The sequence below is a fragment of the Acinetobacter sp. YH12251 genome, assembly GCF_013417465.1.
GTDB lineage: Bacteria > Pseudomonadota > Gammaproteobacteria > Pseudomonadales > Moraxellaceae > Acinetobacter > Acinetobacter amyesii.
Genome location: NZ_VPDZ01000007.1, coordinates 66,759 through 86,232 on the forward strand (window position 1 = coordinate 66,759; position 19,474 = coordinate 86,232).

Genomic DNA, 19,474 nt, shown 5'->3' on the forward strand with positions numbered 1-19,474 from the left:
AGATCTATGTTTGACTCAGCTTAAGTTATCTTTTTGACAGTGCAATGATGCTTTGATGACAGTTCGATGAATATTAATTTTTGAAGATGCTCAACTTTTCTATACAACCAATAGCGCTAGCTCCATTGGCTCATCATGGCTTGATCCACCACGCGATATAGCGCGTGCTCAAATTGCTGTACGGGATATTGCCATCCAATTTTAGCAGCGTCTTTTGCCGCCTCAATGCCCATGGTTTTTAATTTAGCGCGTTGCGGCAATTGCTGCATGAGACGAATAAATTCATCGGTTCGAGATAAGTGACATAACCATCCCGTTTGCTGATTTCTCACGTGCAGTTGGGCACATGCGGCATTATATGCAATCACAGGCAATCCGCTGGCCATTGCCTCCAAAACCACATTACCAAAGGTCTCAACCTGACTTGCGAATACAAAAACATCCGCACTGGCATAGGCTTCCGATAAAGCCTGACCACTTAAACTTCCCATAAAAATAACATCTAGGGATTTTGCCAGTTGCATTAATCGTTCAAGATCTGGCCCATCCCCCACAATGACCAATTTCGTTCGTGCATCCATGGCCAACATCGAACGATAGGCTGAAATTAAAACATCCACCTCTTTTTCAGGAGATAGCCGACCGACATAGAGCATCACGCGGGTATGTTCATCTACTTGCCACTGTTGTCTCAGTTCTGCTCGATAATGTGAGGGAGAAAATCGACTATGGTCCACACCTCGCCCCACCACCACCAATGGACAGCTAAAACCTAATCGTTGCAAGGCATCCGCAGTATCTTGGCTCGGGACACAGGTGAGTTGAGTATTGTTATGAAACCATCGTAAATAATGTTGTACAGGCTTCATTAAAAACGCTAAATCAAAGAAGCGACTAAAATCATGAAAGGCCGAGTGAAAACCACTAGACACAGGGATGTGTAAAGAACGCGCCAATTGAAGCATGGCAAAACCCAGAGGCCCTTCAGTGACTATATGCACAATGTCGACTTGGGCTTTTTTTAAAGCTTTACTCAGCTTAATTAGTTGCGGCCAGCCAAATTGTAAACCTGAATATTTAGGAATCGACTGCGCTCGAACCAAACACTCTTGATCAGGTTTGAAATCCTGACAACTTTCGGACTGTTCAGGACGTATTAAAAATATTGAGTTGCCTTGTTGCTGCAAGCCTTTACACAACTGCAATAAAGAATGTGCAACACCATTAATTTCTGGCGCCCACGTATCTGTAACAATGGCGACTTTTAGACCTGGACGGATTAAGGTTGAGACCGTTTGCACATCCATTCGTGATTGCATATGCTTAAATTGGAATTGAAAGCGTGCAGGCTCATCCTGCATACGCCCTAAATTGATAGCTGATTCTGTCATGATCTTACATGCTTCTTATAAATGTATAGTCACAGTTTAAGCAGCAGTTTTTTGCATTTTGATGATTATTTGATGACAGTTTATTGAAAAAAATTGACTAATTTCTTCTACAAAATCATGATTTATCCGTAATTTTTAATCAGTTTTAAATCGTCTGACCCGCACGAGAAGTGATTTGCATATCTGCGTTCATCCGCTCTAAACGCCCACTCATACTACGAAGCCCCACACTCAAACCGGCTTGATTGACCAGATCCACATCAACCCCCACGCCATTGTCTTCTACTTCCATTATCAATGCCGAGTTTTCATAATAAATCCGAATCTGCACCACGGTCGCATGACTATGCTTCACAATATTGGTTAATGCTTCTTCGGCTACACGCTGTAAGCTTAGACATTCCAATGGGGTAACATCCACTTCCCATTTTGCAGGAACTGACCATTTAGCGTGTATATCGAGCTCATCAAATAACTGATTAAAACGGTGTCTAAAGTTGTTATCGGGGAAGCATATGCTGAAATCAAATTTCCTTCATTTCTGACTTTATACGCATAGCAGAAAATTAAGCTTCTTAGATTAAAGCCCAAGATTCACCTAAATATCTATCATCAAGCTTCAATCTAGCGGTATGAACGAAATCAGCACTCTGCATATATTCACCTTAGCCATGAAGAAAATCGGTCGCTAAGCATCTCAAAACACCATATTTACAAAGACTGTATCGCGGTAGATTCCTGCAGGTGTCGTTGCATTCACTCGTTCTACCAAACGCACAGCAATCACATAGTTATTTTTGCCAGCGCCTTGCTCGGTAGAAACATTCCACAGATTTTCCATCGCACCTGAAACAGTCATTCGTGTTTTCAGCTTAATCGGGCCATTCGTTACAAAACTACTGCCCGAAGTATCCTGCAAATTTCGACTATTAAAGCGTATGCGGTATTTACCTGAACAATCGACACTAAATGAACTCGCCGCTTGACTATTATAGTAATTCGCCAAGCGCATATTGGTTTCACTGATTCGTCCCATTTCACAACGACTCGGTGCTGCAAATGTCATTGAACTAAATAACGCTGCTGAGATGAGTAAAATACTTTTCATTGGAAATACTCCTTTATTTACACTGCAATGTAATTAATTCAGGAGTTTGGTTTTCTACCTTTTTCGGCACTGTTAATGCTGTTTGGCAAGATCGACCACCACTGGTCCTCACCGTCAACTTGTAGTAGCCTTCAACCAAACCATATAACATCACCGTGCCATCTGAACCCACTGGATAAACATCCGCTTCTGGGGTATCAATTGCAACTTCACTTCCTGCCACAAATTGATGACCTTGTTCATCCAATATTTTGACCAATATTTGTTGTGTATCAAATACTGAAAAATTAATGTTATAACCACGCTGTCTTAATGCGACTAAACGATGTGCAGCATTTGGAACTTTGCTTTCGATCGGCAATTGATTTTCATCAAATGAAATATCGTAATTAATATAAGGAACGATATCGTGTACAAAGGCATAGCCTCTTTTATTGGTTTTTGCGACCGGAGACATTGATCGCATGACATCAATATCTTCACGACCACCAACATTCACTAAAGCAAAAGCATTATCGACAAAACTGGTCAATGCGTATTGACCACCCAACCACACCATAGCGCCACGGTAGCCAACCTGTGTTGTTGAATCATTTTCACTATAGAGATGACTTAGGGTTAAATCACCTACATCAGTGGACAAACCACCATAGGCATTTAATACCGTTTCATCATTACGATAATCCACACCTAGCGCATAATTTGCACCATATTCACCAAATGCATTTTGGATGAAACGTACACCGCCGGATTTATTGGTACCTGCATCAGCCTGAATACGTTTACCACCACCAAAATTATAAGAAAATGTAATAAAGGCACCTGAGTCATCGCTATCACCAAATTCTTTAAAATAATTGGCGGTATACATTAAATTTTGTGTAATTTCGCGACTCACACCCACTGTGAGCATTTTGCGATCCTCTAATTCAAATAAAGGATCATTAGATTCATACTGGGTTTGTTCGATATAGTTCAGGTTTAAATTTTGAAAGAATGGAAAATTAGCAAAACTTAAATACGCCATATTTTCAAATTTTGGAAAAATATGATTATCTTCATAGCCCAACGCCCGATAATCATTTGTAGCGTAGCGTGAACTCACACCAAAATTGAGTTTCCCGAAATTACGACTGATAGCCAAACCTGCAGAATAACCATCGTCATTATCGGTTTTACTGCCTAAAAAAATACTGTCTAAAACAAACCATCGATTGACCGCTTGCGTCCATAGCAGTCCTGCATTTTTTACTTTGTCACTATAGGTAGCACTTGCACCCAAAGTGGTACGACTGGTAACACCTCTACGCCAATAGGCTGAACTGAAAAAATCGCGATAATCGCTATTTTCTTCGTCATAACTGAAGCGTAGTTTCCCTAATGATATGTTGTAATCATTTAAATCTTCTTTAAGCAATTTACTACTAATTAATACCGGGAAGCTTCGAACAGTGGTATTCCCCAATACATCTTGTACAACCATTTGCGCTGTACCGGCACTTTCAATATTGGCACCTGTTTGTAAGTTATAATCTCCAGGTGAAATCTTTTTTTGATAAATATTTACGCCATCAATATATAAATCAACAGTCGAAGGTAAAACCGCACTGCCTTTTAAACTTGGAATATTCCAATACACAAAATCTGGGCGTGACGTATAGTCTGTACCAAAACTCAAACCACCAAATCGCACACCATGAATTAATGCACTATATGCAGAGGTCGTATCACCAATAACCAGTTTGGTCGCACTTTTAGAAAAATCAAACTCAAGACTACTATTTAACCTGACGAATTTTTCTTCACGATAATCATCACCTTTATTATTTCGATAAAAGGCATTATTTCTTAAAATCCAATTGTCTTTAAACACGCCCAGTTCAGGTAGCACACCAAAATTATTATGTTGAGTATTATTTTCAAAATGCATTTCATAATTAAGAAATGCACCAAAATTTGCAGGCATCGGCTGGCTGATTAAGGTATCAGTTTCTAGCCCAAAGAAATATTTTGATGGAAGATTAATTTTGACGGCTTGCAATTGAGGATCAAATCCAGACTGAATATCTTGATCCGTTACCAAACAAAATGAATTTTTAGTTGCATGTCGTTTCAGAATTTCTACTTTGATTTGCAGCTTATCAAGATCTGCGCACTCTATATAAAACTTGTTATTTTCAGTCAGTAATAATACTTCGCTCTTGCGGTCTACTTCGTTTACCCAAATACTGGTTGGAAATAAATCATCAGGAATATCAACGGCTTCTGCATGAGCAGAATTAGCACATAAAATACAATATAGGAGCAATGTAATTCTGTTCATAGCCACTACTCAACTAAATTAAACTCCAAAGGAGTGTCACCTTTATCTGTTTCCACAACGACTTTATAATTACTAGCGCCTTGTAAAGAAACATTCCCGATGTCGTATTGGTTTTTACCTAATGCCAATAAATATTTCATATCGAAAGATTCAGCGACTGTTTTCTTGCTTTTATCGATGACATAAAGTTTTTGGATTTGAATGTGTGATTTTGCTAAATTTTCAACCTGAATAATGGTGCGACCATTCATTTTTTTGGCAATAAATTTTAAATAAGCGGGTTCTTGTTTGCCGACAAAAAATGGCACATTAATACTTAATAACAGTGCAATTTTCGATTCAGAGTTCGTCACTTGAGGTAGCTCAGTATAAATAATACGCCATGCTTCTTCTTGTTGTAGATTCATACTCTCTACAGATTGAGTAAAACCCACACGAACCATTTGTTTTGAGTTTGGTTTTAGAATGAAATTTTTCGGATTGATAATAATATTGGATTCAGGTGAAAGAATATCTTCACCTGCAGCATTTTGAGTCCATTTAAATGCTTTAGCTTCAAAAATACGTGGTGTCTCATCATCCCCTTTCGATTCCAAAGTAAATGTCGCACTGCGTTGTTTAGATTTATCGGTTAAATATAACTGCACAGGGCTAATTGAAATTCCTGCAAATATTTGAGGACTCAATAAGCAAGTCATTAAACTTAATGAAACGACTTTAAATAAACTTTTCATATACCCACCCCAGTACATTTAAATATTATTATCAATTCAAAATAAAAAGAAGTTGACCCTAACTGTGTAGAATCAACTCCCTAAATTTGGATTAGTAAGCTACTTTGATATATAAAGTATCTTTGTATGTACCAGCACGTTGAGTCGCTGAAATTGCAGATTTTGGAGCAACAGATACTGTGAAGTTATCAACACTCATACCAGCTACAGGTGTAGAGCCGATTGGATAATTCACACCACCTTTTGAAGTCGTGATTTTTGTAGCTACTTTATCAGTAGTCGTTTCATGTTTTACAAAAGTATCTGCACTTGTGCCTGCATTCATTGTAGATAAATTCAGTGTATATGGGGTGTTTGTTGTAACTTGAAAGCTACTAGCACCTGTATAACTGTCTTCAACGAGTTTGATGTCTTTACCTACCAAAAGCTCACATGCTTTCAGAATCTGTAACTCGATGTCGATTTCGCCTTCACACGGCGCACCGCCACATTGTTTAGATTCTTTTTTACCACCAGCGATTGCAGATGTTGCTGGAAGTGCTACGAACAATGTTGCAGATAGTACTGCGGTTAAAATTTTAGATGTAGACATTTCACTTCTCCATTCTCATATGAGATTTATTAGTATGTGCATCAAAGGATATTTATTAAGAAAAACTAATTAATCTTACTTTCCCTAGGTGCTGATTCATTCTTAATCATGTTGAGAAAAAAAGAACCTAATATGGAAATTTCACACGAATATTCATGTAATATTATTTTTTACAAATATTTAAATTATGTGTTTGTAATATATTAAATATTTTTAATTTTTATATTTTTATTTAATTTTTCTCTTTATCCCAAATTTTGGGGATTTTTTTCATATCCCTATTTTTTGGTATATTATATCTAATTGTTTTTATTAAATTTAGTAACATTAAAAATAATATAGGCTGTTACATATTTCACCAAATATTTGTGAAATAGTTCAAAATAATTTCCAAACAAAACAATATTACATGAATATTCAACTATATTAATAGTAAAGACCGATTAAATTTAAATTTTAAATAGAATCTTAAATATATAATCACTACTTTCAGGTATGTCTTTTGAAACGCAATACAAGAATTACGTCACTAAATACTGAGCCTTTGTATTAAATTACAGGTTTTGAAACACGTCTTAGTTTCCAATGTTAAGCTTTTGTAAATCATATTTTCTTTCTTGAAATTTCAGTTTTTGTTTTTCAAATTTTTAGAATCTCATTTATTACGTGAATTATCACATATATAGAAATTCCCTCCCTCTCTTTCAACACTCATTTTACTTTGCTTTTTTATTCAAAATACGGACTACCTCTTTTTAAACTGCCTGAATTCTTCTTTAGAAAATTCTATAAATAAAAAAAGCCCCAAGTTATGGGGCTTTTTAAAAAATTTAACTTACTCACTGACTGGATAAAGCAATCCTTGATCGACTCGAAAGATTTGACCTGATCCAAAGTCGATCTGCTGCAGCTCTCCTTTTAATTTTGGGAAGCCAGCAATTTTCTCCAATTGCGGTGAGCGTTGAAAATTCTTCGTTTTAGGATTGTACATCCAATAAATAAATCGCTTATCTTCTATTTTTCGACCATCAGAGGTATCCGAAAGTACAACATCATAGTATCCATCAAAGTTTACATCTAAGAATCCCATACTATTCCCAAAGGCATTAAAGCCTTGTAATGACTGTAGTACCTCGCCATTTGACTTATTTATTACATCTACGCGCTTTAGAGATTTGCCATAAGGCTGATCTGCGGATTGCACTCCATAGAACTTAAACAACAGGATAGGTTTATCTACTGCTTTAAACGCAGGTTCAAACTGTAGATAACTTGTAGATGGTGATGCCGTTTTTTCCATCAGTTCAGCTTTAAACGAGCCTGTATTTGCATTCAAGGTTCCTGCCAATCGATAAGCAGTTGCCGCACTTTGTTCAGTCCCAACATTGACTGAATTCAGATCTATAAAATCAGCTTTTTGAGTCCCTTTAAAGTTAATTTGTTTGGGCTCTTGCAGATCAGTCAAAGTCCCGTGCGGATTCCATATACCAGCATACAAATCTAAGAAATAGCGTCCTTCAGTCGAGCGAAGCATCCGCTGCATGGATATCCGAACATCAGGTAAAGGCTTTAACTCAGGCAGTGTTATATCTGCCTCTTGTGCAAAACTCACCACTGGTAGACAAAGAGCGAGTAAAAGAGAGATTTTTGATATTTTCATTGCAATTACACACTCCATACAGCATGAATAATGCCTACTCTATCACAACCTAAATTCAACACAGATGACACAAATATAGGAGTTTTGAAACCACCTACAACTCAAATCATCAGATTAAATTGGAGTCGCTTTGAAAGCCCAAGTTTCCAAATCTAATGAAATACATTTCAAACCAATATTAAATTGAATACATAGATCTTTCAGCAATTCAAACTGATCTACCTTATGATCAATTACTAGCTTCACAAGCTCTTGCTTTCTTCTAAGATCAATATATGCATTTTTCCCAACATATACTTCAACAAAGGCTTCTTCAGGCAATTTTAACGTATAAATTGGACGCGTTTGCAATTGGACTCTTTGCCAAAGTTGGTCATTGATATATGCATGTGTTTTTGTAGAAAAGTGATACCCGAATTGAGCATCGCTAATATTTTTTACAATACGTACTTCCTCTTTGTATGCCCATTCCTGCATTTTATAAAGCAAACCATGCTTTATTAAAACTTCTTCATTATCCCAATTTAAAATATTTGAATTTCCTACCGACATTAATTTTTCAACACTTGCCACATTGGCCTGCTTCGGCGCTGTTTTTAAATATCTCAACTCCCCTTTTGTTGAAGGAATAATAAATTGATCACCATCTTCAAGGCCTGCTTTGCATGTGTCTATTCCGATCACGACACCTTTTTTAACTATCCCCATAATGTGGCCAGATGAGTAGATTTAAAGCGGTTCTAGTCAAACTTAAAATCACATATTTTCTAGAAAACTGATTTCGGAATGCCCTACTGCTACCGATGTCGGTACATCCAAATCATAAAAACCAAAACCAGTGCATTCAAATAGGTCATTAAAATCTTCTAAATGTGAAAACCTAGAGATTTTGTTTTTAAAATCGTTAAAGCAGCTTCAAAACTCACATATTTATATAAAATCATTATTCTAACCCACGCTAATATTGGGTTCCTTGTAGCATAAAACTCAAAAGATAATTAAATAAATTCTTTTCTTTGCTTACGATTTTGTTCGCTTGGATCCAAGGTACGCAAAAATAGAAAAGTATGCTTTTCTATTTTTAAGGCACGTAACTTTAGATATTAAAAAACCCACTCAAAATGAGTGGGTCTTCATATTCAAATCAATTGATTCAAGAAATTAGTTTTTCTCTTTATCAACGATTTTGTTCGCTTGGATCCAAGGTACGCAAAAATAGAAAAGTATGCTTTTCTATTTTTAAGGCACGTAACTTTAGATATTAAAAAACCCACTCAAAATGAGTGGGTCTTCGTATTCAAATCAATTGATTCAAGAAATTAGTTTTTCTCTTTATCAACGATTTTGTTCGCTTGGATCCAAGGCATCATCGCACGTAACTTGTTACCAGTTACTTCGATACCATGCGCCGCGTTTTGACGACGACGAGCAGTCATAGATGGGTAGTTCAACGCACCTTCTTGGATGAACATCTTCGCGTATTCACCAGATTGAATACGTTTAAGCGCATTACGCATCGCTTCACGAGACTGTTCGTTGATTACTTCAACACCAGTTACGTATTCGCCATATTCAGCATTGTTTGATACTGAGTAATTCATGTCCGCGATACCGCCTTCGAACATTAAGTCAACGATCAATTTAAGTTCGTGTAGACATTCGAAGTAAGCCATTTCTGGTGCATAACCAGCTTCAACAAGAGTTTCGAAGCCCATTTTAACCAATTCAACAGCACCACCACAAAGAACTGCTTGCTCACCGAAAAGGTCAGTTTCAGTTTCTTCACGGAATGAAGTTTCGATAATACCAGTACGACCACCACCCACACCTGAAGCGTAAGAAAGCGCAACGTTACGTGCATTACCAGAAGCATCTTGGTGAACAGCGATAAGATCAGGTACACCTGAACCACGTTGGAATTCTGAACGTACAGTATGACCAGGCGCTTTTGGAGCAACCATGATTACGTCAAGGTCAGCACGTGGAACAACTTGGTTATAAAGAACAGAGAAACCATGAGCAAATGCTAGCGTTGCACCTTGCTTGATGTTTGGCTCAATTACGTCACGGTAAAGTTGTGATTGGAACTCATCTGGAGTCAAAATCATAACTAAGTCAGCTTGAGCTACAGCAGCAGGAACTTCTGAAACTTTAAGACCAGCATTTTCAGCTTTTTTCCAAGAAGTAGAACCAGCACGTAGACCTACAGTTACATCAACGCCTGAATCCTTAAGGTTAAGCGCATGAGCATGGCCTTGTGAACCATAACCAATGATTGCTACTTTTTTGCCTTGGATGATAGATAAGTCTGTGTCTTTATCGTAAAAAATTTGCATTGCTGTCTCCGCTAAAATGCTTTCGTTTCCTTTAACTTGATACCGTGATTCTGTTTGATTATTCACGTTTCAAGTACCTCACCCATAGGAGTGAGGTGAATATATAAAATTAGATAGTTAAAACTTTTTCGCCACGTGCGATACCTGAAACACCTGAACGTACAACTTCTAGAATTGTATTTTCAGCTAAGGCATCAATAAAACCATCAATCTTTTCAGTTGTACCTGCGATTTGAATGGTATATGTCGTTGGCGTTACGTCTACGATTTGTCCACGGAAAATATCCGCAGTACGTTTAATTTCTGCGCGCGCTGAACCAAGTGCTTTGACTTTAATTAACATCAATTCACGTTCAATATGAGCACCTTCAGACAAATCAACAACTTTAACAACTTCGACAAGCTTGTTGAGTTGTTTGGTGATTTGTTCAATTTTATGCTCATCGCCATACGTGGTTAAAGTCAAACGCGAAAGCGTCGGATCTTCTGTTGGCGCTACGTTTAATGTCTCAATGTTATAACCACGCTGAGAGAATAAACCTACCAAACGTGAAAGCGCACCTGCTTCGTTTTCTACAAGTACAGAGATAATATGTCTCATTGTGTGCGCTCTCCTTTGCCTAACCACATATCTTTCATTGACTGGCCAGCAACCAACATTGGATATACATGCTCTGAACGGTCAACCATTACGTTAATAAACACGCACTTGTCATTGATCGCCATCGCTTCAGCAAGCTTCGACTCGAGTTCATCTGCATGGTCAATTTGAATACCTACATGACCATACGCCTCCATTAATTTAGGGAAGTCTGGAAGTGACTCAACATACGAGCTTGAGTGACGACCTTCGTAGTTCATGTCTTGCCATTGCTTAACCATACCTAATGCACGGTTATTCAAGCATAGAATTTTTACATTCAAGCCATATTGCTTACATGTAGATAGTTCTTGGATACACATCTGAATCGATGCTTCGCCAGTAATACACACTACTTGTTGATCTGGGAAGGCAAGTTTAGCTGCCATAGCATATGGCAAACCTACACCCATGGTTCCTAGACCACCTGAGTTGATCCATTGACGTGGACGTGTGTATTTGTAGTAAAGCGCACCAAACATTTGGTGTTGACCAACGTCTGAAGTAATGATGGCTTGACTATTGGTAATTTTATCCAACGCTTCAACAACTTGCTGTGGCTTCATCGAACCATCAGTTGGTTTGTCATAGTTCAAACCATGAACTTGGCGCCATTCATTGATTTGTTTCCACCAAGCACCGATATCTTCAGGATTTGGTTTAGACACATTCAATTGTTTTAATTGCGCCAACATTTCAGTCAATACAGGCTCTACTGCACCCACGATTGGGATGTGCGCCATAATTGTTTTTGAAATCGTTGCTGGGTCAATATCAATATGAATGACTTTTGCATTCGGACAGAATTTCGCTGGATTATTGGTTACACGGTCATCGAAGCGCGCGCCTACACACAAAATCACATCTGCATTGTGCATCGTCATATTGGCTTCATAAGTACCATGCATACCCAACATACCAATGAACTGTTCATCATTGCCTGGATACGCACCAAGCCCCATTAAGGTACTGGTTACTGGATAACCCAATAAATGTGCAAGTTCTGTCAACTGTGCAGAAGCGTTGCCTTGAACCACACCACCGCCTGAATAAATAATTGGGCGTTTAGCATGAATCAATTCATCAATTGCTTTACGAATTTGACCTGAGTGACCACGATGCGGCGGTTGATACGAACGCATTTTCACTTTTTCAGGATATTCGTAAGCAAATTTCTCTGCTGGATTCGTCGCATCCTTTGGAATATCAACAACAACAGGACCCGGACGGCCACTTGAAGCGATATAAAATGCCTTCTTAATAATCGAAGGGATTTCGCTTGCATGACGTACTTGGAAGCTGTGTTTTACGATTGGGCGCGAAATACCGACCATATCCGTTTCTTGGAACGCATCCTCACCGATAAGATGGCTTGCAACCTGACCTGACAAAATCACCATTGGGATTGAGTCCATATAGGCAGTTGCAATTGGAGTTACGGTATTTGTTGCACCAGGACCAGATGTCACCAATACGACACCTGTTTTACCTGTGACACGTGAGTAAGCATCAGCCATATGACCAGCAGCTTGCTCGTGGCGCACTAGGTAATGATTGATTTTTTCTTGTTGAAATAGCGCGTCATAAATATGGAGTACTGCGCCGCCTGGGTATCCAAAAACATGTTCAACGCCTTCGTCCGCTAAAGCGCGAACAAGCATTTCACCACCAGATAAAAGTTCCAACGTGATTCACCCTAATCTTTTTTCACGCACAAATGGAGGGCATTTGTCGTGGTTAATTCATTAACTGTGTGCTCTGTTATAGCACACAAATTTCATAGTTTTCATAGCAATAAGAAAAAAATCTGACCTGCTTGCTGTTTGAGCAATATGGGGTCTAAAACATGTTGGGATAAACATATTTTGTTGGCTTTGTTCAACGTCTCGGCTAGAGAAGAAGTCCATTGCTAAAATGCACTCATTCGAAGGGTGATCGATCTAAGGCATATAAAACTAAAGACAGCATTTTTGTAGTTTCAACCATTAAAGTCAAGTTTAAAAATCGGCTTTTTCCTGATTACCTACAGACCGTTTGTTTTTTAAGCACCCTCTCTTTCTTTGTATTCTTTGTAGTTTGTTTATTTATAACCAGTTAGCATGTATTTAATAAAATACTTTTATAAATCTAATAAATAAATTAAATGAATGGATGTATGTTTTTAATTCAATTGCCTTACATTGAAGTTGCTGCATAGGTTAAATGATAAGAATCCAATATTTTTATTGCTTATAAATCCCCCAATTCATCATTCACAAAGTTATTCATCCCACACGATGTCCCTTTTATCCTTTGTGCTAAAAAATGCATAGATTCTACTGTCAAAAAAGTGCAAAATTTTCAGCATAATTTTGCATGATCACTATAACTTTGGGACTGAATTTATGATGAAGACGACGATTGCTCGCACTGCCTGTATTTTATCTAGCATGGCATTTTGCCTGACCAGTTTGGACCTTTCAGCGAAAGAATATTACAAGTGGGTGGATGCAAAAGGTTCAACGCATTACACCACCACGCCACCGCCAAAAAATGCGCAGCGTAAAGGTAAAGTGAATACCTATGGTGCAACAACGACTACGCAATCAACTCCAGCAAAAAACCAAGAAGAGGTTTCACGTGAAGCCGAACAGTCGAATGAACAAAATGAGCAACTAGCGGAACAACAACGCGAAGCCAATGCAGCGCTCCGCCAAGGTCAAGCCGTAGCCTCCGCACCACAATAATTTACGCCAAAGCCTTCAATTTTGACTTAAATTATTTACATCTACACAGCATCGCAAAATTCACTCTAGGCGTATTTTGCGCTATGCTGTAGCACAAACTTTTTAACCGTTATTTCTATTTACGTTTATGACTACTCACATTGACCCTGAATATCAAGCCAGTGCGATTGAACCTACAGTCCAACAAGACTGGGAAAATCGCAAAGCCTTTAAAGTTGCCGACCAAGTAGAAGGACCACGTCGTTATATCCTCTCTATGTTCCCTTATCCAAGTGGCAAACTGCATATGGGTCATGTGCGTAACTATACGATTGGTGACGTGATCAGCCGTTTCCACCGCTTACAAGGTGAAACTGTGCTACAACCCATGGGTTGGGATGCTTTCGGCCTACCTGCTGAAAATGCGGCGATTGCCCATCAAGTCGCTCCTGCAAAATGGACTTTTGAAAACATTGATTACATGCGTAATCAGCTTAAAAAGTTAGGTCTTTCTGTAGATTGGGATCGTGAATTTGCAACTTGCACACCTGAATACTATCGCTGGGAACAATGGTTATTCGTACAGCTTTATAAAAAAGGTTTAATTTACCGTAAGCTTTCAACAGTGAACTGGGACCCAGTAGACCAAACTGTTTTAGCAAACGAACAAGTTGAAAATGGTCGTGGCTGGCGTTCTGGTGCATTGGTCGAAAAACGTGATATTCCAATGTACTACTTCCGCATCACTGACTATGCGCAAGAATTACTTGACGATTTAGAAAAATTAAAAGACGGCTGGCCACAGCAAGTTTTAACCATGCAACGTAACTGGATTGGTCGCTCACAGGGTATGGAAATTACCTTCCCTTCAGCGAATCCAGACGTTTATGCAGATGGTTTAACTGTATTTACCACTCGTGCTGACACACTCATGGGTGTGACTTATGTTGCGGTTGCAGCAGAACATCCGATGGCACTTAAAGCTGCGGAAAGCAATCCTGAGCTTGCTGCATTTATCGAAGAGTGCCGTATGGGTTCTGTTGCAGAAGCTGATCTTGCGACTGCTGAAAAGAAAGGCATGGCAACTGGTCTTTCTGTGAAGCACCCAGTTACAGGTGAAGAAGTTCCTGTTTGGATCGCAAACTACGTCTTGATGTCTTACGGCTCAGGTGCGGTGATGGCAGTGCCTTCACACGATGAACGTGACTTCGAATTTGCCAACAAATATGGCTTAACCATCAAGCAAGTGATTGATGCCAAAGGTGCAGACGATGCAGACTTTGACGCAACCACTTGGCAAGAATGGTACGGTTCTAAAGAAGGCAAACTGGTGAATTCAGGCGAATTTGACGGTTTAGATTTCCAAGGCGCATTCGATGCATTCCTTGCAAAACTTGAGCCTCAAAAGCTTGCAAATGTAAAAGTTCAATTCCGTTTACGTGACTGGGGTGTTTCTCGTCAGCGTTATTGGGGTTGTCCAATTCCTATGATCAACTGTGAAAAATGTGGTCAGGTTCCAGTACCTGAAGAACAGCTTCCAGTTGTATTGCCAACGGACGTGGTTCCAGACGGTTCAGGCAATCCACTCAACAAAATGCCTGAGTTCTACGAAACAACTTGTCCATGCTGTGGTGGCGATGCTCGTCGTGAAACAGATACGCTAGATACCTTTGTAGAATCGTCTTGGTACTATGCGCGTTACGCATCTCCAGACTTTACGGATGGCATGGTGAAACCTGAAGCGGGTCAAACTTGGCTTCCTGTGAACCAATACATCGGTGGTGTTGAACATGCGATTCTGCACTTACTCTATGCACGCTTCTTCCACAAATTGATGCGTGATGAAGGTGTGGTACAAGGTAACGAACCATTCACTAACTTGCTTACTCAAGGTATGGTGCTTGCGGATACTTACTACCGTGAATCTGAGTCAGGTAAGAAAACATGGTTTAACCCTGCCGACATCGACTTAGAACGTGATGAAAAAGGCCGTATCATTTCTGCGAAATATCAAGGTGATGGTCAAGACGTCGTGGTTGGCGGTCAAGAAAAAATGTCGAAATCAAAAAATAACGGTATCGACCCGCAAGCGATTATTGACCAATACGGTGCAGATACTGCACGTGTATTCATGATGTTCGCTGCACCACCAGATCAATCACTTGAATGGTCTGACGCTGGTGTTGAAGGTGCAAACCGTTTCTTAAAACGTGTATGGCGCCTAGCAACAGGTTTCCTTGAACAAGGCAACTCTGCTGTAAACATCGACAAAGCGACACTTTCTACCGCTGCACAAGACTTACGTCGTAAAACACACGAAACCATTCAAAAAGTGGGTGATGACATTGCACGTCGTCACGCCTTCAACACCGCGATTGCTGCGATGATGGAACTTTTGAATGCAAACAATAAGTTTGAAGCCAAAGATGACAATGACGTTGCCGTTGCACGTGAATCAATCATTACCCTTCTAACTTTACTTGCTCCTTTTGCACCACATTTAAGCCAAACCTTATTGGCTGAGTTTGGTATCGAATTAACATCAGCACGCTTCCCTGCGGTAGATGAATCTGCGCTGACTCGCAATACACAAACGATTGTAGTGCAAGTGAACGGTAAACTTCGTGGCAAATTAGAAGTGTCTGTCGATGCCTCTAAAGATGACATTTTGGCACAAGCAAAAGCATTACCTGAAGTTCAACAATTCTTGACTGGTCCAACCAAGAAAGAAATTGTGGTGCCGAATAAATTAGTGAATTTGGTGGTTTAAATTCCTTATATTTCCTTCTCCCTTTGGGAGAAGGTTGGGATGAGGGTAATTAACCTCTCCCTAACCCTCTCCTATGAGGAGAGGGAACAAAAGGATTTCACAATTCCCAAACAAAGCCCGTTGCGAGTCAACGGGCTTTGACTTTACAATCCACACAGGATTTCAACATTATCCCTTCGGGAAACAGAGGACACTTTATGCACTTGGTTCAACGTGTTGCTGCAATTGTATTAACTATGGGCCTGAGCGCAGGCATGGTCGGTTGTGGTTTTCATTTAAAAGGCACCAACCCTGCTGCTGTACCTGTAGCCTATTCCAATATGCGATTGGCACTTCCTGAAGATACGGATGACTTACATGAAAAGTTAGCGATTTATTTAGGTTCTGCAGGCGTGCAACTGAGTAATAATCAAAATGCCTATGTCTTACATGTGTTGGATTACACTCCACGTCGTTTAGAACTCAATGGTAAATTGGTTGAAACTTTACTGCGCCTGAATGTGACGTTCCAAATTGAAGATGCTCAAGGTAACCCTGTGACAGAACCACGTACATTGATGGCAACACGTAGCTACCAATACGACGTAGCAACCGTGAACACTGATGACCAAGAAGAAAAATATTTAAAACAAGTGATTATTGATGACATTGCACAACAGATCGTGCGCCAAATTTCATCAAACCGCTTACCAAAAGCGAACCCACTAACTGCACCAACCAAAGCTAAGTAATTTTGATTTATGAAACTTGACTATCTTCAGGCATTAAAACGTGTAGACGAAGCGCAAGGTGCCTGGGTGCTGCATGGTCAAGAGCCTTTACTTGAACAAAATCTCCTGGATGCATTTCGTAAGAGTTGGAACACTCGAGAAGTCGAGCGTCAACGGTATGACATTAGCTCTGCTGCTGATTGGAAAAATGTCTTTAATGCTTTAAATAGCTTGTCATTATTTTCCAGTCAACTGGCTATTGAGGCACATGGCAGCATTAAACCCGATGCCAATGGACTAAAATTGTTAAAAAGCTATTTGCAGCAAAATGAAAGTAACTTGCTGCTCGTGGTCATGCCGAAGCAAGACAGTGCGAGTTTAAAGACCAGTTTTTTCCAAACCATTGATGCCAATGGAGTCAATGTTGCACTGACTGCAAACTACCCTAAAGATCGTCAGCAAATTTTGGCCGTTGAAGCACAAAAGCTCGGCATTAAACTCGCCAATGATGCTTGGCAATGGCTAGAACAGCATCATGAGCACAACTTACTGGCTGCAAAAAATAGTTTAATGCGTGTTGCAGATACTTTTCCTGAAGCAGAGATGATTCAGATTGATCATCTGTACTCTTGCTTACAAGATCAGTCACGCTATACCACTTACGATTTAAATGATGCCATGCTGCAAGGCAATTTGGCGCAATCAATTAAAATTTTTCAATACTTAATCGCTTCAGGCGAGCCGATGTCGCTGATTTTATGGAGTATCAGTAAGGAAATGCGTTTGCTGATGCAACTGTTTGAGCAGCCACAAAATGCCTTGCAAATCGGTATTTGGAAAACCAAAGTCGGGCTGTATCAACAAGCGTTACGCCGTTTAAATGCGAACGATTTTTTGACTTGGCCTGCCCTATTACTTCGTTTAGACGCGTCAATAAAAGGTTTAGGTCATGAAAATCCTGAGCACTTGGTACAACAAGCTATTGCCAGCTTGTGTGGGCGCAGACTCTTCTAGTCTAATAAAATGCTGTAATAACTTGCATTCCAGTATAAAAGAATAATTATCATTACTATTTGTTCAAAAAGTTCACAATTTATCCGTATTTAAATCTTATAATTCATTCATCTTTATAAACTTTTAACTGCCAATCATGCCAAAAATAAAACCAGCAAAATTGATCGTAGCCATCATCGTTGCTTTGGCAATCGCTGTCACTGCATGGCATTTCCTAAAACCTAAAGAAACTCAGCCGCAATATATTACTGCTGAAGTGAGTCGTGGTGACATTGAAAACTCTGTGCTTGCAACAGGTGTACTTGAAGCAACCAAAATGGTGAGTGTTGGTGCACAGGTTTCTGGTCAGGTGAAAAAGATGTATGTGCAGCTCGGCGATGAAGTGAAACAAGGTCAACTGATTGCCCGTATTGACTCGGTACGTCAGGAAAATGATTTAAAAACTGCAGAAGCCAGCATCAAAAACCAACAAGCGCAATTGGCAGTTAAACAAGCAAATCTTGCAAAAGTCCAAGCTGAATATAATCGTCAACAAGCAATGTACGCTCAAGACGCGACTAGTCGTGCAGAACTTGAATCTGCGCTAGCAAGTTATAAAACTGCGCAAGCTGATATTGCAGCCATTAATGCACAAATCGAACAATCACGTTTAACTTTAGCGACTGCAAAAGAAGACTTAGGCTATACACAAATTGTTGCACCTATGGATGGAACCATCGTGGCGATTGTGACTGAAGAAGGTCAAACCGTAAATGCCAACCAAAGTGCGCCAACCATTGTGAAATTGGCAAAACTCGACACCATGACCATTAAAGCTGAAATTTCTGAAGCCGATGTGATGAAAGTCCAAGAAGGTCAAAACGTTTATTTTACAACCTTGGGCGACAGTGAAACAAAACACTATGCTACCCTGCGCCAAGTTGAACCTGCGCCGAACTCAATTAACACCGAAAGTAACAACAACACCTCTTCGTCTTCAAGTACTGCGGTTTACTACAATGCATTATTTGATGTCCCAAATGAAGACGGTAAATTGCGTATCGATATGACTGCTCAGGTGTATATCATTTTAGATGAAGCCAAGAATGTCTTGACTGTACCTGCCGCAGCCGTTCAAACCTCGAACCGTCCACAACGTAGCCGTAATAATGCATCTGCACATGGTCAATCTGCTGATAAAAATACCAACGCAGAAGCTAGATCGAACAAAGACAATCCAAACCGTCCTAAACGTTTAGAACTGACTGAAGCTGAAAAAGCATTGGTCAAACAAGGTAAAGCGAGCGTTGCGATGGTTCGTGTACTACAAGCCGATGGTTCAGCTCAACCACAACAGGTATTACTCGGTTTAAATAACCGTGTGACCGCACAAGTGATCCGTGGCTTAAAACAAGGTGACAAAGTCGTGATAGCCGACGGTTCAGATACTTCAAATGATTCAGCGAAACGCAGCAACCGTGGTGGTGCTGGCGGCCCAATGAGAATGTAATC

The 19,474-nt window shown here is 39.6% G+C and carries 16 protein-coding genes; 5 read left to right on the top strand and 11 right to left on the bottom strand.

Features of this window, described 5'->3' with window-relative positions; all coding sequences use genetic code 11:
- Positions 1 to 116 precede the first annotated feature (116 nt).
- The 11 genes from FTV27_RS07530 to FTV27_RS07580 all read right to left on the bottom strand — a co-directional run bounded on the left by FTV27_RS07530 (position 117) and on the right by FTV27_RS07580 (position 12,469).
- Positions 117 to 1,394, bottom strand: coding sequence for a glycosyltransferase family 4 protein (locus FTV27_RS07530; RefSeq protein WP_373687147.1), 1,278 nt, complete (start codon positions 1,392 to 1,394; stop codon positions 117 to 119).
- A 142-nt stretch (positions 1,395 to 1,536) separates the two neighbouring features.
- Positions 1,537 to 1,812 carry an ATP-binding protein gene (locus FTV27_RS07535; RefSeq protein ID WP_180077819.1) on the bottom strand — a complete coding sequence of 92 codons (276 nt, stop codon included), beginning with the start codon at positions 1,810 to 1,812 and terminating at the stop codon, positions 1,537 to 1,539.
- A gap of 276 nt (positions 1,813 to 2,088) precedes the next feature.
- A complete protein-coding gene (locus FTV27_RS07540) occupies positions 2,089 to 2,499 on the bottom strand; it encodes a hypothetical protein (RefSeq protein WP_180007213.1) in 411 nt (136 codons plus the stop codon).
- A 13-nt stretch (positions 2,500 to 2,512) separates the two neighbouring features.
- Positions 2,513 to 4,822, bottom strand: coding sequence for a fimbria/pilus outer membrane usher protein (locus FTV27_RS07545; protein WP_180077821.1), 2,310 nt, complete (start codon positions 4,820 to 4,822; stop codon positions 2,513 to 2,515).
- 5 nt (positions 4,823 to 4,827) lie between these two features.
- Positions 4,828 to 5,556, bottom strand: a complete 729-nt coding sequence (locus FTV27_RS07550) for a molecular chaperone (protein WP_180077823.1) — start codon at positions 5,554 to 5,556, stop codon at positions 4,828 to 4,830.
- A gap of 91 nt (positions 5,557 to 5,647) precedes the next feature.
- Positions 5,648 to 6,148, bottom strand: coding sequence for a hypothetical protein (locus FTV27_RS07555; RefSeq protein ID WP_180077825.1), 501 nt, complete (start codon positions 6,146 to 6,148; stop codon positions 5,648 to 5,650).
- A gap of 835 nt (positions 6,149 to 6,983) precedes the next feature.
- On the bottom strand, positions 6,984 to 7,808 hold the full coding sequence (locus FTV27_RS07560; RefSeq protein ID WP_249683110.1) for a hypothetical protein: 825 nt from the start codon (positions 7,806 to 7,808) through the stop codon (positions 6,984 to 6,986).
- Between the two features lie 114 nt (positions 7,809 to 7,922).
- Complete coding sequence (locus FTV27_RS07565; protein ID WP_180077829.1) at positions 7,923 to 8,516, bottom strand: hypothetical protein; 594 nt, start codon at positions 8,514 to 8,516, stop codon at positions 7,923 to 7,925.
- A 611-nt stretch (positions 8,517 to 9,127) separates the two neighbouring features.
- Complete coding sequence (gene ilvC, locus FTV27_RS07570; protein WP_078192867.1) at positions 9,128 to 10,144, bottom strand: ketol-acid reductoisomerase; 1,017 nt, start codon at positions 10,142 to 10,144, stop codon at positions 9,128 to 9,130.
- Between the two features lie 109 nt (positions 10,145 to 10,253).
- Positions 10,254 to 10,745, bottom strand: a complete 492-nt coding sequence (ilvN, locus tag FTV27_RS07575) for an acetolactate synthase small subunit (protein WP_078189625.1) — start codon at positions 10,743 to 10,745, stop codon at positions 10,254 to 10,256.
- Positions 10,742 to 12,469, bottom strand: a complete 1,728-nt coding sequence (locus FTV27_RS07580) for an acetolactate synthase 3 large subunit (RefSeq protein WP_078192673.1) — start codon at positions 12,467 to 12,469, stop codon at positions 10,742 to 10,744. Before FTV27_RS07580 ends, ilvN begins: the two co-directional genes overlap by 4 nt.
- Positions 12,470 to 13,168: 699 nt before the next feature.
- On the opposite strand from FTV27_RS07580, the gene FTV27_RS07585 reads away from it, so the two are divergent.
- The 5 genes from FTV27_RS07585 (at position 13,169) to FTV27_RS07605 (ending at position 19,472) form a co-directional block, all read left to right on the top strand.
- Entirely contained in the window at positions 13,169 to 13,510 is a 342-nt protein-coding gene (locus tag FTV27_RS07585) for a DUF4124 domain-containing protein (protein ID WP_249708160.1), read from the top strand.
- Positions 13,511 to 13,637: 127 nt separating this feature from the next.
- Positions 13,638 to 16,259: a leucine--tRNA ligase gene (gene leuS, locus FTV27_RS07590; protein ID WP_180077831.1), complete on the top strand. Its 2,622-nt coding sequence runs from the start codon at positions 13,638 to 13,640 to the stop codon at positions 16,257 to 16,259.
- Positions 16,260 to 16,456: 197 nt separating this feature from the next.
- Positions 16,457 to 16,990 (top strand): LPS assembly lipoprotein LptE, encoded by a 534-nt coding sequence (lptE, locus tag FTV27_RS07595; protein ID WP_180077833.1) that lies wholly within the window; start codon positions 16,457 to 16,459, stop codon positions 16,988 to 16,990.
- Between the two features lie 9 nt (positions 16,991 to 16,999).
- Positions 17,000 to 17,983 (top strand): DNA polymerase III subunit delta, encoded by a 984-nt coding sequence (gene holA / locus FTV27_RS07600; RefSeq protein WP_180055669.1) that lies wholly within the window; start codon positions 17,000 to 17,002, stop codon positions 17,981 to 17,983.
- 136 nt (positions 17,984 to 18,119) lie between these two features.
- Positions 18,120 to 19,472, top strand: a complete 1,353-nt coding sequence (locus FTV27_RS07605; protein ID WP_180077835.1) for a MacA family efflux pump subunit — start codon at positions 18,120 to 18,122, stop codon at positions 19,470 to 19,472.
- Positions 19,473 to 19,474: the final 2 nt, after the last annotated feature.

Coding starts and splice junctions, on each gene's coding strand:
- FTV27_RS07540 (WP_180007213.1), bottom strand. CDS start 2,499: ATGAAAAGTATTTTACTCATCTCAGCAGCGTTATTTAGTTCAATGACA.
- leuS (WP_180077831.1), top strand. CDS start 13,638: ATGACTACTCACATTGACCCTGAATATCAAGCCAGTGCGATTGAACCT.
- FTV27_RS07555 (WP_180077825.1), bottom strand. CDS start 6,148: ATGTCTACATCTAAAATTTTAACCGCAGTACTATCTGCAACATTGTTC.
- ilvC (WP_078192867.1), bottom strand. CDS start 10,144: ATGCAAATTTTTTACGATAAAGACACAGACTTATCTATCATCCAAGGC.
- FTV27_RS07605 (WP_180077835.1), top strand. CDS start 18,120: ATGCCAAAAATAAAACCAGCAAAATTGATCGTAGCCATCATCGTTGCT.
- FTV27_RS07585 (WP_249708160.1), top strand. CDS start 13,169: ATGATGAAGACGACGATTGCTCGCACTGCCTGTATTTTATCTAGCATG.
- holA (WP_180055669.1), top strand. CDS start 17,000: ATGAAACTTGACTATCTTCAGGCATTAAAACGTGTAGACGAAGCGCAA.
- FTV27_RS07545 (WP_180077821.1), bottom strand. CDS start 4,822: ATGAACAGAATTACATTGCTCCTATATTGTATTTTATGTGCTAATTCT.
- FTV27_RS07560 (WP_249683110.1), bottom strand. CDS start 7,808: ATGAAAATATCAAAAATCTCTCTTTTACTCGCTCTTTGTCTACCAGTG.
- FTV27_RS07565 (WP_180077829.1), bottom strand. CDS start 8,516: ATGGGGATAGTTAAAAAAGGTGTCGTGATCGGAATAGACACATGCAAA.
- ilvN (WP_078189625.1), bottom strand. CDS start 10,745: ATGAGACATATTATCTCTGTACTTGTAGAAAACGAAGCAGGTGCGCTT.
- FTV27_RS07550 (WP_180077823.1), bottom strand. CDS start 5,556: ATGAAAAGTTTATTTAAAGTCGTTTCATTAAGTTTAATGACTTGCTTA.
- lptE (WP_180077833.1), top strand. CDS start 16,457: ATGCACTTGGTTCAACGTGTTGCTGCAATTGTATTAACTATGGGCCTG.